This is a genomic window from Chitinophaga silvatica, assembly GCF_003419895.1.
GTDB classification, from domain to species: Bacteria; Bacteroidota; Bacteroidia; order Chitinophagales; family Chitinophagaceae; genus Chitinophaga; species Chitinophaga silvatica.
The window spans coordinates 851,885-867,273 of the sequence record NZ_QPMM01000001.1; the positions used below are offsets into that span (position 1 = coordinate 851,885).

The following is a 15,389-nucleotide window of genomic DNA, read 5'->3' on the forward strand; positions in this document are numbered from 1 at the left end:
ATTGATTTACCTATATTTGGGGTTGCGAACCAATTTTAACATCTTCATGCTTTGGCAACTTTTCTGGACAATTATCTTAGTGCTTTTAAACGGTTTTTTTGTAGCGGCAGAATTTGCCATCGTCAAAGTACGTTCCTCTCAAATCAATAGTAACAATGGAGCCGGTAAACGTGCTACCGGTGCTGCAAAAACAATTCTAAGCAATCTGGATGGATATCTTGCTGCCACTCAACTAGGTATTACCCTGGCTTCCCTGGGCCTTGGTTGGGTCGGAGAGTCGGTTATGACTGCTATAGTCGTACAGGTGATGGAGAAATTCGGGATTGCTGTGTATTTGCCCGCTGCTCACGTAGTGGCTGTGGCAATGGCCTTTACCATTATCACTATTCTGCATATCGTATTCGGTGAATTAGCTCCTAAATCGGTAGCTATCCGCAAACCATTACCAACAACACTGGCTGTGGCTATTCCACTGCGAATTCTGTTCGTAATTTTCCGACCTTTCATCTGGATGCTCAACGGCCTGGCAAACAGCGTATTAAGACTAATCGGAATTACCCCGGCCGGAGAATCTGAAATTCACTCTGAGGAAGAATTGAAACTCATTATTTCTGAGAGCCAGGAGGGGGGCGCCATCGAAGAAACAGAAAGAGAGCTTATTCAGAACGTCTTCGATTTCGATGATAGCCGTGTTAAGGAAATTCTCACCCACCGTAAAGAACTCTCCGCGCTGGATATTAATCTGCCATTAGATCAGTTAATAGATCAGGTAATAAAGGATGGATACTCCCGTTACCCTGTTTATAGCGGCTCCCTGGATGAATTAAAGGGAATTGTTTATGCTAAAGACGTGGTAAAAGGAATGCACGAGAAAACGCTTCATAATATCAAAGATGTTATGAAACCAGTGTTTTATGTGCCAGATAGTATGAAGATCAAAGACCTGCTCCGTACTTTCCAGTTACAACGAACCCAGCTGGCAGTTGTTACCAATGAATTCGGAGATACGGAAGGTATTGTTACCATGGAAGATATCCTCGAAGAATTAGTAGGTGATATTCAGGACGAACACGATCAGGAAGCTCCATTGGTTGAGCTGAAAGACGATTACTATATTGTAAATGCTCACGGATATCTTGCAGATATTAATGAACTGCTTCCGTCTCCACTTCCCGAAAGCGAACAATACGAAACTTTATCTGGTTTAATCAACTACATTCATGGAAACATTCCCCGTGAAGGTGAAGTAATTACCATTGAAAACTATGAGGTTTTAATCCTCAAAATGTTTAGAAGTTCTGTAGAGAAAGCTCGCCTGAGACTTAAAAAGTAGTCATTATGGAAAAGAAGATTTTGCATATCCTGGAAGGTCGTGAAAAGAAAATCACGGATACCGAAGTAGTAAGGCAATCACTGCCAACTGCACAGTTCAGATTTGCTAATCCGTTTATTGTAGTGCATCATATGCCTGCAAAATACTTCGAGCCCGGGTCGCCGGAAGACAGGCTGAATCCTCACCCTCACCGTGGCTTTGCTCCGGTTACCTTTATGTTGCAGGGCCAGGGGTATCACCGCGATAATGCCGGAAATGAAATGACGGTTTCTGCCGGTGATGTACAATGGATGTTTGCCGGTAAAGGTATTCTCCATAGCGAAGGACCCTCTGCCGAATTCCTTAAAAATGGAGGTAATTACGAGCTACTCCAATTATGGTTTAATGTTCCTAAAGCAAATAAAGGCGAAAATCCATGGTATCAGTATATCAAAGGTGCTGATATGCCTTCCGTAATTAACGAAGCAGGAATAGACCTCAAATTGGCAGGAGGAGAATATGATGGGAAAACAGGTCCGCTGCAAAATTATACTCCCATAACAGCAATCTGGGGCCATATTAATGCAGGCAAAGCTGTATCACTTTCTGCCAAACCGGGTTACTGGGCCTTATTATATATAGTAGACGGAAGCGTGGAAGTTAACGGTAGTACAGTTACCGGCTACCATCTGGTGCTGTTCGACAAAGAAGACCCTTCAGAAACTATTAATATCTCCGCCAATGAAGATACCAGAATCCTGTTTCTGAATGCTGAACCAATTGATGAGCCGCTGGCCGTAAAAGATAATTTTGTAATGAATACACCGGAAGAAATTGAACAGGCAATCCAGGACTATAAAAATGGATTGTTTGGTACTTTAGCCAGATAAAAATATTTCTTAGAATAAGGAAAGCCTGGTATTGAAGCAGTTTCTTCAAATACCAGGCTTTTGTTTTTTGGTCAACTTAGCTATAAGGTATCCCTCATTGGCTTGGTTACGACTTTATTTTTTCTCTTGTTCTCTTTCATTTTGTAATGATGTCTGACTGTATCCATTGTTGGCATCATAGTGTCAGACGGAAAAATTGTGGTTCCATGATACGTAGTTGGCGCGGCCTGCACTGCACGATCCGGATCACTCTTAAAAAATACAAGAAGAGTGAGTATCGCCAAAAGTCCAATAGTTGCAGGTAAGTGTTTCATAAGATTCAAATTTATTTAACCTTTGATCTCAATTATGCATATTCCATGCAGTTCTCTTTTTAATTATTGTATCTATGTACAAGCTATTGAGGCTTCAATACTTATAAAAAACCTGTTTGTGGGAGTAGTTGAGTTAGCTTAGATAATTTGGGGATTTTTCTCTCAATTAGTAGAACTAGGGTTACAAACTCTTAATTAAATCATAAGAGTTAATTTCAGCTGCATAAGGGCATTTCTTTTGTTGTACCTGAGATATTAGCTTACTGAAATCTTTATTTTATGAAAGGTACAAGAAATGAAAATACAAAACAGAGCAAACAACAGGCCTTTTCTAATTTACCAAGGCCAGAAATAAGAGATACGCTCGATAGCCGTAAGAACCTTGAACAAAGTTATCACGGAGGAACCTCTACCCACCATGTAAAAAACGTGAAATCACTGAAGCATAAAACCCCTCGTTAATGTTTCTCGCAAAGACGCAGAGATTAATATTAAGACTCAAAGGACTTTTTTTAAGACTCAAAGAGTAGAAACAAATATTATTAAGCACTTCTAATTAAGTTCAATTTAAGATTGAACCTAATTAATAGCTTTTTTTCTTAATAATCTTAAAAAAAGTCCTTTGAGTCTTAATATTAATCTCTGCGTCTTTGCGAGAAATACAACTACCAGAACTTAGCCACTGCTTCAGCGAATTCTTTAAAGTTTTTATTAGCAGGTAATGTCCACGCATCTTCTGCATAGGCCGCCAATCTTGGATATACCTTAGCATTCATTGCTGCTTCATCTGCAATCCATTCCCCCCACATCTGGCAACCACTCCCTAATATCTTTGAATGATATTTTGGATCTAACCCTTCAGGAATAGGATCAAAACTATATGCTTTTTCCAGAGAAATGGATTTATAATCATAATCGAGATAGGTCATCGCATGATAAGAGTTCACAACTTCATAGCCCTTAGAAACCGCATCTGTAATCAGTTGTAAATCTCCCCGCCAGAATTGTACAATAGTACCTGGCGCCAATTTTTGAGTGGCATTGGCATCTTTTTCTGAGGTATATTCATGCAGTTTGCTACCCATGATCTCGTTCCAACCGGTCATTCTACGGTTCTTACCTGCAAGATAATTGGAAATGCTATTGGTAAAACTGATCTGTAAATCGGCCGGTGTAGATAGCTGATGTAATTTCATATATGCCTGTACGTTAGCATCCGCTTTCCATTGATCATACCTCACTTCATCACCACCGATATGTATTACTTTAGAAGGGAATAATGCCATAACCTCGTTCAGAACATCCTGAAGAAAAGCTACTACCTTAGGGTCTGCTACATTAAAGACATCATATTGTACTCCAAATTTACAGGGAACTTTTATTGAAGTCTTAGCCGTTCCTAACCATGGATAGGCTGCAATTGCAGCGCTGGAATGCCCCGGCATTTCTATCTCTGGTACTATAGTAATATGCCTTTGGGCAGCATATTGAATAATATTTTTTATCTGCTCTTGTGTATAATATCCTTCATGTACTTTCCCATCATAAACCTTGCTGTTCCACCCGTTGATCTGTGTAGAATCTCTGTGGCCTCCGACTTTTGCGAGTAACGGATATTTTTTGATATCAATTCTCCATCCCTGATCATCGGTAAGGTGCCAGTGAAACACATTCATCTTCAGACGTGCCATTTCATCGAGTAGTTTTTTTACAACCAGTTCTCCCTTGAAATACCTGCCTTCATCGAGCATAAAGGCTCTCCAGGCAAAGCGGGGTTTGTCGGTAATTTTAACTCCTGCAACTTTTGCCAGTTGTCCATCGGTTTCAACCAGCTGACGAAGGGTTTGAATGCCGTAGTATATTCCTGTATTGGTTGCTGCGGTAATGATTATATTATCATTATTGGCTGTTAATTGATAGCCTTCTTCTCCTAAAGATGTTTTTAATTGTTTATTGATGGTTAGCTGGATGAAATTTTTGCTGGCTTTGGGTTTAAGGGAGAGATCGAGTTGCAGTTGATCCAGCAGGTAGGTCTGTAAAAACTTTGCTTCTGTTGTATTGGTGCCAGGGATGATGACTGTAGTATTGGAAAGCGTAAAAGTGCCAGGTTGACTATCCATTTCAGCTGGCTGTGGAATTACATGGAGGGCATTAGCGGTTAAAACACTGGTGCTGAAAATGAAGGCAACAACACCAGTTAACGCTGCTCTGAGTTTTTGCATTAGGTAGATTTTTTATTGTTCACATTAATGATGATAATGTACAATAAAAAAACCAGTAATAATACTAGCAGTTACTAGCCAGATCCATAATAGCTTCTGAATAGAAAACAGGAGGAACATCTATCAACGGCAAAAGGCAGTTTAAAGATGCTTTGTCTGTATTATTAAACCAACGCTCTGATGTCTTGGTTTTATCAACGAAATATAAAGTTCCTAACCTGTAATGAAAACTATCATCCTGGTAAATACTGCTCATTTCTATAATGGCTTCCAGTTGATGCTCATCGTTTGTTTTATACCAGGAGTAAGAGTATGCGCCTTCTATTCCTTCACTGAGTTTCCAACCTTTTTGCTCCAAATGTTTATTCAGCTGCTCAGTATTGATCACAATATCTTCAAAGTCTTCTATGAGGGTATTGGTTGCGGCTTCAGCTACCAAAGTAGCTACCGGTCTTTCCAATTGAGGAAAGACCGGAGTAATATTTTCTGTAGCAAATTTTTGTTTCCAGGCATGAAGCGTATTGTTATCCAGATAAACCGGATGAGCGATCTTAATGCTTGCATTTTCAGGCAATATTATCGCAGTGCCATCAGCAGCGGAAAGTGTTCCATCTTCTGTTGAGTGGAAGGTAGCGATCAGCTGATCATTATTGTTGAATGCTGCCCATAAGATTCTGGTAGCAAAAACATTCATGATGGCTGATTGTAGAAAAACTGATTGCCAATGTTTTACATTCCATGGTCTTTGTATTACCATGAAATTTTCCAATCGTTCGGTCTGTACTTTCACTACTTCTGAAATAGTTTTAGCCAGTGTTTTGAACGATTCTCTGGTGGCAGGTGCTACGGCAGTTGGCAATGATTTGAGTTGTTTGTACTTTTTATTAAAGAAGATGGGTTTGAATTGGTGATCCAGCGATACAAAATATGTTTCATCCTTAATAACAAAAGCTCTGTATTTGCCTTCAAAATCGAAGGTCGGAACAATCAGGTCGCAAAGTTCATGCAGGCTTGTCTGCTGTTCTTCGGCTGCCGCCTGTAGTGCAGCTAGAGCTGTTGTTCCTACATTGGCTTTTTTAACGCGATAGCGGCGGCTGAAATATTCAACTGCTCTTAAGGCAGCTGAACTTCCATGCATTGCCAGGGCCCCCATCCCGATTTCCATCAGCTTGAAACGCTTGGTATCAATCCAGTGCTGTACGGTTGTTTGCAGTGGAACTATCAGGCTATCGTCGCCGGTTGCAGCTGCGGTTATCAGCAGATATTTGAGCTTGGCATCGGAACCTCTTTCAAGGAATAATTCAAACAGGTATAATCCGAAAGTATTGCTTCTGAACCTGTCGACCTGTGCCAATAAAACCTTCGCTTCTACATCAGGTTTAATTCCTTCTGCGCGCGACATCCTATAGAGCAAAAATCTTACAGTGTCCAGCGATGCTATACTTCCATCCAATAAGTAAAGAGGAGGGAAGGAGCTTTCATCCAACCATTTTTCTATTGGCTTGGAAAGTTTATTACGCTTTTTAGCAGCATCCACAAGATCGGCCAGGGTACCAGATTGACCCGCGCCCAATGTTTCTATCATCAGATCTCTTGCATCATCATTTACTTCCGTATCAAGTGTCTGCTGTAATAGCTGATGTGCTTGAGAAGTATTGATTTTACAAAGGATTTGAGCAGCTGTCAGACGTTGATCCGCTTTCTTATGCTGAAGTAGTTCGCCTGCTTTTTCCAGGGCCTGCGGATGTAATGCAAGCACGGGAGCAACAAGCGATCTGACAGATTTGAGTTTATGCAGTGTAAATGGCCACAGTTCATCAAGATACAGTGATTGAGATAACTGAATGAGGACGGGTAGTACCAGTCTTGCATCGTAATCATTATTCAATGCCTGCAGCAATAAAGGAACTGCATTATCTTTTAAAGTATCCGCAACGGCCTGGAATGCACCAGCGTGCAGGTAGCGTTGTTGCTGGATATGCGTTTGCAGGTAAGGCACCGCATTAGAAAGATCATACTGTAGCAATTCCTTTACGGCCAGTTCACTTACGGAATTATCAGAAAGAGAGGTGGTTGGCATATTTAAGCAGTCATATGCCACTGAGATTACCTTTTGCTGATATTTTTCCGGGAGATGAGCAGCCAGTAAATAATAGCCAGCCAGTGCATTCCCATAGGATGCAGTGGAAGTCCAATGAGCTGTAGAATTTTCGACAAGCGGTTCATACCTGGTGAAGTTGTTTTGTAACATCACCTTCATAAGAGTTGCTGTGTCGCTGGTGTTGAGAAATACGTTTTCCAGGTATTCCATCTCTCTTTCCGGGTGTCCTTTGGCCAGGAGCCGGTAAAAGAGAGAATTCCAACCTTTGTTTTTCCAGGTGCGCAAATAGGCAGTAATGGTTTGCGGATCGGCGCTTTTTATCAGGTCTTGCAGGAATTTGCGCAGAGGCGAAAATTTCAGCGGTGATAAATCGAAGTTGTTACCGTGGCCTGAATAATCGATCAGCAGTGATCCGATTTCTTCCGGTGTACAACCCCGGTCCTGGAGGAAGTTGGTGAAATTACTGAAACGTAGTACAATAGAGCTGGAGGTACCCGGAGCATCTAAAGTAGGAACCAGTAGTTTGAGGAAGGCATCTTTGCATCCTTCCCAGGTAATAGGTGTTGAAATAAGCTGAAGTACCAGTCGGTCATTTTCATTCCATAGGTCGGGTGATTGAAGCAATGCCATAAATCGGCCTAGTGGCTGAGCGGCAGTTGCTTCTTCGAAAACAGGTGTTTCATAGGTTTGCCCTGTAAGGAAATCTACCCCGGCTTGAATGGATGCAGCGATATCTGCATAATTATTCCGTTGTTTCAGTTCATCAACAAGAGGTAGTATAGTTTCCTTTGTGTACGGCATAAGGTATAAGTGGATTCAGTTTATTTTTTCAGCATTATTTCTTCTTTGGCGGCCCATTGCCCAATGTCTTGTTTGCTTAGGGCCATAGCCATCATATCAGGGAATTTATCGGGAGTACATGCAAATACAGGAATGCCCAGATCGGCCAAAAACTGTGCATTCTCATGGTCATATGCCGGTGCTCCGTCGTTATTTAATGCAAGTAACACAATTACTTGGATACCTGCGGATGTCAGTGTTACAAAACGTTTACGCATATCTTTTTCGTTACCGCCTTCAAAAAGATCTGTGATAAGTACCAAAACAGTATCTGAGGGCCGGGTAATAATTTGTTCGCAATATCGTAAAGCTCCGTTAATATCCGTACCTCCTCCTAGCTGAACGCCAAATAATAGTTCTACAGGGTCCTGCAAATCTTCTGTCAGATCGGCTACCGCTGTGTCAAAAACTACCATTTGAGTTTTCAGGGCAGGTATGGATGCCATTACGGCCCCAAAGATACCAGAATAAACAACAGATGTACCCATCGAACCACTTTGATCCAAACATAAAACTACTTCTTTCAGGGCTGTACGCTTTCGGCCGTATCCTATAAGCGTTTCCGGGATAATAGTTTGGTAGTCGGATTGATAGTGTTTCAAATTTTGTTTTATAGTCAGTGGCCAGTTGATTTCATTGTGGCGGGGCCGGCGATTTCTGACACTCCTGTTAAGACTTCCGCTGATAGCCTGTTGGGTAGGCTGGGAAAGTTTACGCATCAGTTCATCTACCACTGTTTTCACCACCTGCCTGGCCGTATCTTTTGTTTTTTCAGGAATTACTCTGCTCAGGGTCATCAGGGTTGCTACCAGGTGCACATCCGGTGTTACATTTTCAAGCATCTCCTTTTCAAGCAGCATTTGGGTGAGATTAAGCCTTTTCAGGGCATCCTGCTGCATTACCTGAACTACTGATGACGGGAAGTAGGTTCTGATATCTCCCAGCCAGCGGCTGACATTAGGAGAGGATGCTCCCAATCCCCCTTGTCTGCCACTGTCGTAAAGGGCTTCCAGTGTTTTATCGACCTGCAGATCGGCTTTGGCCAGAGAAAAAGAGGTGCCATCATTCTGAGCTCCTCCCAATATCAGGCGCCATCTGCGTAATTGTTCCTCATTTTCCATTTAAACCAAATTTAGGATCAGAAAATCCCAGCAACTGCATGATTACTGGTATACCTTTAGCGCCTCTGGTTTCGTTTATAGTACCAGTGGCCACAAAATGATCCGATGATCCTACCTGTCCTGATTTTACTTTTTCTCCCAATTTTTTCCTTTCAGGAGTGGTAAAGTTAGAAAAGGTCCGGCGTAATAACGGCAATACCTGTATGAAAATATCATTTTCAAGCTGGGCTACCCACTGATAAATCATTCCCCACAATGTTTCATCAAGCAATAATAAAGTACCACTTCCTTTCAGAAATCCTTCCAGCCACGATGCTGCTGAAGCAGGCGCATTGGCCACAGACATGGCCACACTGAAGGCTTTGGTTAAAGTATCTTCATCAATTTTCTTAACATCAAACAACAAACGGGTAGCATATCCTGCAATGGCAGGAGTAGTAGCAGCACTGCCTGCTATAACCGTTAAGGTCCGCTGCCATGAACTTATCAATGCTTCCTTTTGCAATAAACCTACTGCTTCATTCATGGAATAAAACAGTTCGAGCAGCGATTGGGCTGCATCATCAGCTACCGAGGTACAAGCGCCGGGTAAACTAATGCAGATCCTATCTACCATGCTGTAGGTGATGGCATCTACTAATTCTGCATCGGTTTTTCTAACGTTGCCGTATCTGCTGATGCTGACCAGCGATGGAATTACTTCCATTAGTTGTAATACATCTCCGGAGGCAGCAGCTAAATTATTGATACAATGAATAAGGGTATCTACTACTGCCGGTAATTCGGCCGGGATGGCCGACTCCAGAAGTTTGCAAACTTCTTTCAGCGTATTCGAATGCTTAGCTTTTTCGCTAACAAATTTCGCTGCAGCTTCTTCAACCGTATTACCCCAATTCCCTTTTTCTATGATATCGATAGATAACTCGGGAGCCCATTGAAGTCTCCACTGTTCTTTGAAAGTACCTTTTCCATTAACCTGGTAGGTGCTACCCCAACGGATTTCCAATAACCCGAGTCGATGTAAAAAGATACTTCTTTCGAGGTCATTGTCTTTACGCAGATCAAGGGTATAGTCTTTGAAATCGGCTGTGGCAGGGAGTCTGAGTTTCTTTTGCAGTCGTAAAATATCTGCCTGTAAAGGTGGTGCCGGTATTTCAGCCGGCACAGACCCAATACGATTACGTACAATTATCTCGTCCTGTATGAGTTGCATACCAATGCTTTCTCCATTACAAAGAATGCTCTGAGTAGCTTCATTCAGTTCTTCCAATCCAGGTCTGCTAAACTGTCTTAATGCGGCTAAAGCATTTGCCAGGCGCACTGCTTCTATAACATGCGCAACGGAAATATCTTTCTGCTGTTCCCTGAATAGTTTGGCTACGGTTGCCATCCAACGGGTTCCGTCATCTTCCGGAAACTCCCAGATATGTTCGTACCAGCCCGGAGAAGGGATACCGGCACCATAACCACTTTGGTAACTCAAACGGCTATAGGTCCAGGGAACCCAGGTACAAGCTACCTTTGCTTTAGGTAAATTCTTCAGCAGCTCATTATCGTTTTTCTGAGAAGGCATTTCTGAGAGGGCAGGGGCATGCCATGCACCGCAGATCACAGCGATACGTTGAAACATTTCCTTTTCTGCCTGCCTGATACATTTACGCATATAGGCTTCTCTCAGTTGCTCTTTATGATCATTTTTGGAGGGAAGTTCCTGTCTTAATGCTCCCATGGCATCATGTACTGCATCAAAAATCTCGGTAGGGTTACGACGATATTCGAACATATGTTCCCACCATCTTTCACCATCCTCAAAGCCAGCGGCAGTAGCTAATTCACTGATAGGATCAATCTGCCGCGCTATCCTGATAGGATCTTCCGTTATTTCGGTTAATTCATCTATTAATCCATCAGTGGTATCAGTACGATTTTCGAGTTGTATACCTGTTTGGGTAGAATCTTCCGATATTTTGGTTAATTCACCTATTAAACCGCCACTGGTTTCTGTACGGTTTTCGTGTTGAGTACCTGTTATCGCAGAACTTCCCGTTATTTCTGCTAATTCATTATTATATTCCTCACTGGTATCTTCGCTGTTCTCCTTTTGAGTAGCGGTTTTAGTATCTGCTTCTTCTTCGTTTTTCTCATTCTTTTGCTGTTCTTCATTCTCGAAGCCAAATACATGAGCGAGTGGCAGGTCCATGAACTTTACATGGATATTCTTCTTTTTGGCGTATAACATTGCCTGCCATTCAGGAGAGAATGTGGCAAATGGATAAAAGCAGGCACGCTGAGGTTGATCTGGCTGATAGGCCAGTATAGCAACAGGAGGTTGCAGTTGTTCATTTGCTACCCATTCCAGCAGGCTATCTGCCTCAGGAGGCCCTTCAATTAGCACAATATCTGGTTGTAGTTCTTCCAGAAATGCTTTCACATTTTTAGCGGAACCCGGACCATGATGTCGTATGCCTAAAATATGTACAGACATGCTTTTAGATTTAGGTTAACACACTATGCCAGGTCTCTGCAGGCACGATATACATCTTTCCAATCTTCCCTGGTTTTCACAACTGTTTCCAGATATTCCTGCCATACGAGTTTATCCTGTACCGGGTCTTTAACCACTGCTCCGATGATACCGGCAGCCAGATCAGCTGCTTTTAATCTGCCATCACCGAAATATGCTGCCAGGGTAAGTCCGCTGTTTACAACAGAAATGGCTTCTGCGGTACTAAGGGTGCTACCTGGCGATTTAAGTTTTGTTTTTCCATCCAGGGTCACACCATTTCTCAGTTCCCTGAAAATGGTCACGATTCTGCGAATCTCTTCCATGGCTGGTTTTTCGGCCGGTAGTTCCATTACTTTTTCAAAACCTTCCACTCTTCTTCTTACAATATCTATTTCTTCTTCCATAGAATCCGGAACGGGAAGGATAACGGTATTGAACCTACGTTTCAAAGCACTTGATAATTCATTCACCCCCTTATCGCGGTTATTGGCTGTAGCAATTACGTTAAAACCTTTTGCTGCCTGTACTTCAGTATTCAATTCGGGAATTGGTAAGGTTTTTTCCGACAGAATAGTGATTAGGGTATCCTGAACATCGGCACCGATACGGGTCAATTCTTCAATCCTGGCAATTTTACCATCCTGCATGGCACGCATAACCGGTGTTTCCACTAATGCATTTTTAGACGGACCCTCAGCCAGCAATTTGGCATAGTTCCAGCCATAGCGGATGCTTTCTTCGCTGGTACCTGCGGTACCCTGAATGATCATGGTAGAATCTCCGCTTATTCCGGCAGCCAGATGCTCGCTCACCCAGCTTTTGGCGGTACCCGGGAGCCCGTATAACAGTAAAGCTCTGTCGGTAGCCAGTGTTGCCACGGCAATTTCTATGAGCCTGCGGTTTCCGATATATTTTGGACTTACTTCAAAACCATTTTTCAGTTTTCCTCCAATCAGGTAGGTTACTACAGCCTGTGGCGATAAAACCCAGTTGTATGGTTTTTTTTCAGTGTCCTGTTTTTTTAATTCTGCCAGTTCTTCGGCAAAAAGTTGTTCGGCATGATAACGTAAAATCTCTGACATAGTGAATTAGATTAATCAAATTGATGAAAGTGACAATACCTGTTTTTTGACCTGAATCAGTCGGTGCAGATGACTTTTAATATTGCTCCAGTAGCCTGTTTGCCAGTTATCCGGTGCCTGAATATCGTCTAATGTATCTGCTATACTTACAGGGATCAGATGAATTGTATTATTCATATACGTCTGATTGTACACATAAGGCTGTGTAGCCGCAAACGTTAATATTTTTTTAGCCAATGCAAGGTTCCATTCCTCTTTGAAGCCACCGGCACATTTTACAATAGCTTCGCTTTGTTGCTCAAAAAATTGCTCGCATACTTCCTGTTGTTGGTATTCGGGCAGTAGAGGAATAATCTCTATATAGAGCGATTGACTTTGTTGCATTAGTTCCTTAGCCCAGGGTTGGTATTGAAACCAAATAGTAGCCTGAATCAATGATGGAACAAAGGCTTGCAGGCTTTTGTGTTTCTGGAAAAAAGAAATGACTTCGCCGGGAGATTTATCCAGTTGGGTTTCCCAGTTGGAAGGATGAACCAGTGCTATAATCTGAGAAAGAATATAGGTTTCATCACTGATTTTTTTATCATTGCTCAGCTTATCGATTCCGCTTTGGAAAATGCTTTCGTCGATATGTGGTAAAGCTACAGTTGGCCCCAGCAAGAATCTAGGTTGAATAGCTTCAGCTGCAATTTGCCAATATTTTTGATGTATAGTTGATGAAGGCAATTTTTTCAATAACCTTAATACTCCATCTTTCACCTGTTTACTTCTTTCGTTGGTAAGGCTTTCCAGCCATTCCTGGTCATTCGCCTGAATTGTGGGTTCTATAGCGGCCAATAATTCAGTTTTTACACTGGCGCCTTCTTTACTCCATGTTTCCTGTAACCAGCTTAAAGCGGTAACTGGGTCGGCTATACGCAATTCCTTTAGCGCTTCTACACGTTGAGCGGTTGCTCCGTTCTGCCATTTATCGGTTGGAGTTTCAACTACTTTTGAGAAATTCCAGTCGTTGTTGAAGAGGCCAAGCCATTCGGCTCTATGTCCGCCTGCGGTGGCGGTAAGTGTACGAAGGGTTTTATATTTCCAGGCTTTATCGAGCAGTGTAGGTAGCATTGCCGGAGGTATGAGCAATTGATGAAAGGCACAATACTCCAGCCAGGATTGCAGTAAAGGAATACTATCTATCTCTAAAACCTGTTTCAGAACAGAGATGGCAGTATTGGAGCAATACTGTCTTACTTCCTGCTTGCATTCCGGTGCAGGTGCTACTTCTGCCAAGATAGGCTGTGCGCCACTCTGATGGAAGCCATAGGTAAGTGCTGTGAGCTGAAGGAACTGTTCTTCCTTGTCACTATCCTGATTGGCCAGTATTAGCTGGGCTGGTTCCTGCAGGCTACCCTGAAAATCCTGTGTTCCGGGCATTTTCCTGGAGGTACCTAGTAAAGCCGTGTTAACAATATGATTCCAGTGGTCCATTATAAAATAATTATGCTCTGTTGCTTCCTGGTAGCAATTGATCCATAGAAAGCCGTATTAACAATATGATTCCAGTGGTCCATTATAAAATAATTATGCTCTGTTGCTTCCTGATGTCAATTGATCCATAGAAAGCCGTATTAACAATATGATGCCAGTGGTTCATTATAATATATTATATTCCTGTTGTTTCCAGATTCCAATTGGTTCATAGGAAGTTCCTTTGCCAATTACTGCCATGGGCATGGATTGGCCTCCGCTTATAGCCAGTAATTTCCAGATTTCCTTAAATCCTTTTTTCACGGGCATTAGTTGCATCTGACTATCCTGAAGCCACCATTGAGATTGATGAAAAACTGGTGTAATATTATTAATCGTGTATACCTGATCGTTATAGCAGGGCAAAACTTCACTTATTTCAGTTTGAGCCACCATTACCTCTTCCCAGTTACTATAACCTGTGAATGCAGGTTGTAAGCTGATGGTGGAATGTTGTCTGATGACAGCTCTTAGCGGTGCAGCAGAAGGATAAAATGCAACTTCTGCCTGGATGCAGGTTCCGGGCACTAAAGTTAGTGGAGGGAGCCCCTGATTTCTCATATAGAACTGCAATACCAGGGCTTTACGTTTGGTTTGTTGTCCGTATAACCAGTACCGATCGGTTATGAGCCTGTCTTCTTCAGTAGTTTGTTTACCCAGAATCAGCCAGGAATCGGAGATGCCGGGTTGTTCTTTAAGTTCGTCCTGCGACACTGTAAACCCAATGAGGGAACGAAGATCCTGCCGGAGGGGTTCTGGTAGTTGTTCAATATTTTCGAATCCTTTGGTAACCAGGTAAATTCTTGCAAGTTGTTCGAGGAATGGAGATTGCCATCCTTCCTGATAGAAGCTGATTTCGGAGAGTTCTTTCAGCATGTTTGCCAATCCGGGAGCCTGAGCATCTATCATGCGTCTGCTGATGTTTTCGAAAAAGTGCTGATCTTTTTCGGGCAGGTCCATGATCCCGTTTCTAACCATGTCTTTTAGCCATTGGGTTAGTTCTGCAATGCCATCCTGGACTTTTTGAGAGCGGGCTTCCAATCTTTTGGCCTGTGCCTTAGGATCAGGAGCTTTGGGATTAGCAGCAGCAACGGCTTTTTTCTCCTCTTTTTCGGCTCTTTTGGCCAACCATTCACTAACCCAGGCAGGAGGAGCGGTATCGGTAAATGAGTTGGATTGTCTGGAATATAATAGCATTAATCCCAGTCCATGTTTACAGGGAAATTTTCTGCTGGGGCAGCTACATTTAAATGCCATATCATTGATATCGATCTGGGTTTGATATGGTTTGCTACCGCTGCCCTGGCATTCGCCCCATAAAGCCTGCTCATTTACCCCTTTGCTTACCCATTTGGCCGGATTTGCAAGGTCTTTCCCGGATTTACGGGAAGAATCATCAGGTGCTAATGCGAGCACTTGTTCGTCGGATAGGTTTAACATAAAAATTCTCTGATCTTTTGGTTTTGAAAGGTAGAAAGCACAGGAT

Annotated in this window: 11 protein-coding genes; 3 read left to right on the top strand and 8 right to left on the bottom strand. The window is 42.5% G+C overall.

The annotated features are described in order from the left end of the window. Positions 1-46: 46 nt before the first annotated feature. Together DVR12_RS03360 and DVR12_RS03365 are read left to right on the top strand one after the other, a co-directional pair. Positions 47-1,333, top strand: a complete 1,287-nt coding sequence (locus DVR12_RS03360; protein ID WP_116974032.1) for a hemolysin family protein — start codon at positions 47-49, stop codon at positions 1,331-1,333. A gap of 5 nt (positions 1,334-1,338) precedes the next feature. Further along, positions 1,339-2,202, top strand: a complete 864-nt coding sequence (locus DVR12_RS03365) for a pirin family protein (protein WP_116974033.1) — start codon at positions 1,339-1,341, stop codon at positions 2,200-2,202. Positions 2,203-2,282: 80 nt separating this feature from the next. On the opposite strand, the gene DVR12_RS03370 is transcribed toward DVR12_RS03365, so the two are convergent. Beyond that, positions 2,283-2,516: a hypothetical protein gene (locus DVR12_RS03370; RefSeq protein ID WP_116974034.1), complete on the bottom strand. Its 234-nt coding sequence runs from the start codon at positions 2,514-2,516 to the stop codon at positions 2,283-2,285. Between the two features lie 279 nt (positions 2,517-2,795). On the opposite strand from DVR12_RS03370, the gene DVR12_RS03375 reads away from it, so the two are divergent. After that, positions 2,796-2,978 carry a hypothetical protein gene (locus tag DVR12_RS03375; RefSeq protein WP_116974035.1) on the top strand — a complete coding sequence of 61 codons (183 nt, stop codon included), beginning with the start codon at positions 2,796-2,798 and terminating at the stop codon, positions 2,976-2,978. Between the two features lie 203 nt (positions 2,979-3,181). On the opposite strand, the gene DVR12_RS03380 is transcribed toward DVR12_RS03375, so the two are convergent. The 7 genes from DVR12_RS03380 to DVR12_RS03410 all read right to left on the bottom strand — a co-directional run bounded on the left by DVR12_RS03380 (position 3,182) and on the right by DVR12_RS03410 (position 15,343). Further along, positions 3,182-4,738, bottom strand: coding sequence for a beta-N-acetylhexosaminidase (locus DVR12_RS03380; RefSeq protein ID WP_116974036.1), 1,557 nt, complete (start codon positions 4,736-4,738; stop codon positions 3,182-3,184). Positions 4,739-4,802: 64 nt separating this feature from the next. Then, entirely contained in the window at positions 4,803-7,640 is a 2,838-nt protein-coding gene (locus DVR12_RS03385) for a DUF4132 domain-containing protein (protein WP_116974037.1), read from the bottom strand. 20 nt (positions 7,641-7,660) lie between these two features. Then, the gene (locus DVR12_RS03390) at positions 7,661-8,800 is read right to left on the bottom strand and encodes a VWA domain-containing protein (protein ID WP_116974038.1); all 1,140 of its coding nucleotides are present in this window, start codon (positions 8,798-8,800) and stop codon (positions 7,661-7,663) included. Then, entirely contained in the window at positions 8,790-11,285 is a 2,496-nt protein-coding gene (locus DVR12_RS27735; protein ID WP_199417028.1) for a DUF5682 family protein, read from the bottom strand. Before DVR12_RS27735 ends, DVR12_RS03390 begins: the two co-directional genes overlap by 11 nt. 23 nt (positions 11,286-11,308) lie before the next feature. Continuing rightward, entirely contained in the window at positions 11,309-12,388 is a 1,080-nt protein-coding gene (locus DVR12_RS03400; RefSeq protein WP_116974039.1) for an ATP-binding protein, read from the bottom strand. Between the two features lie 15 nt (positions 12,389-12,403). Further along, entirely contained in the window at positions 12,404-13,864 is a 1,461-nt protein-coding gene (locus DVR12_RS03405) for a DUF5691 domain-containing protein (protein ID WP_116974040.1), read from the bottom strand. 165 nt (positions 13,865-14,029) lie between these two features. Further along, positions 14,030-15,343, bottom strand: coding sequence for an SWIM zinc finger family protein (locus tag DVR12_RS03410; RefSeq protein WP_116974041.1), 1,314 nt, complete (start codon positions 15,341-15,343; stop codon positions 14,030-14,032). Positions 15,344-15,389 lie beyond the last annotated feature (46 nt).

What these genes read in the sequence shown, in the direction of transcription:
- DVR12_RS03385 (WP_116974037.1), bottom strand. Translation starts at nt 7,640, where the DNA reads ATGCCGTACACAAAGGAAACTATACTACCTCTTGTTGATGAACTGAAA.
- DVR12_RS03365 (WP_116974033.1), top strand. Translation starts at nt 1,339, where the DNA reads ATGGAAAAGAAGATTTTGCATATCCTGGAAGGTCGTGAAAAGAAAATC.
- DVR12_RS03405 (WP_116974040.1), bottom strand. Translation starts at nt 13,864, where the DNA reads ATGGACCACTGGAATCATATTGTTAACACGGCTTTACTAGGTACCTCC.
- DVR12_RS03370 (WP_116974034.1), bottom strand. Translation starts at nt 2,516, where the DNA reads ATGAAACACTTACCTGCAACTATTGGACTTTTGGCGATACTCACTCTT.
- DVR12_RS27735 (WP_199417028.1), bottom strand. Translation starts at nt 11,285, where the DNA reads ATGTCTGTACATATTTTAGGCATACGACATCATGGTCCGGGTTCCGCT.
- DVR12_RS03390 (WP_116974038.1), bottom strand. Translation starts at nt 8,800, where the DNA reads ATGGAAAATGAGGAACAATTACGCAGATGGCGCCTGATATTGGGAGGA.
- DVR12_RS03360 (WP_116974032.1), top strand. Translation starts at nt 47, where the DNA reads ATGCTTTGGCAACTTTTCTGGACAATTATCTTAGTGCTTTTAAACGGT.
- DVR12_RS03375 (WP_116974035.1), top strand. Translation starts at nt 2,796, where the DNA reads ATGAAAGGTACAAGAAATGAAAATACAAAACAGAGCAAACAACAGGCC.
- DVR12_RS03380 (WP_116974036.1), bottom strand. Translation starts at nt 4,738, where the DNA reads ATGCAAAAACTCAGAGCAGCGTTAACTGGTGTTGTTGCCTTCATTTTC.
- DVR12_RS03410 (WP_116974041.1), bottom strand. Translation starts at nt 15,343, where the DNA reads ATGTTAAACCTATCCGACGAACAAGTGCTCGCATTAGCACCTGATGAT.
- DVR12_RS03400 (WP_116974039.1), bottom strand. Translation starts at nt 12,388, where the DNA reads ATGTCAGAGATTTTACGTTATCATGCCGAACAACTTTTTGCCGAAGAA.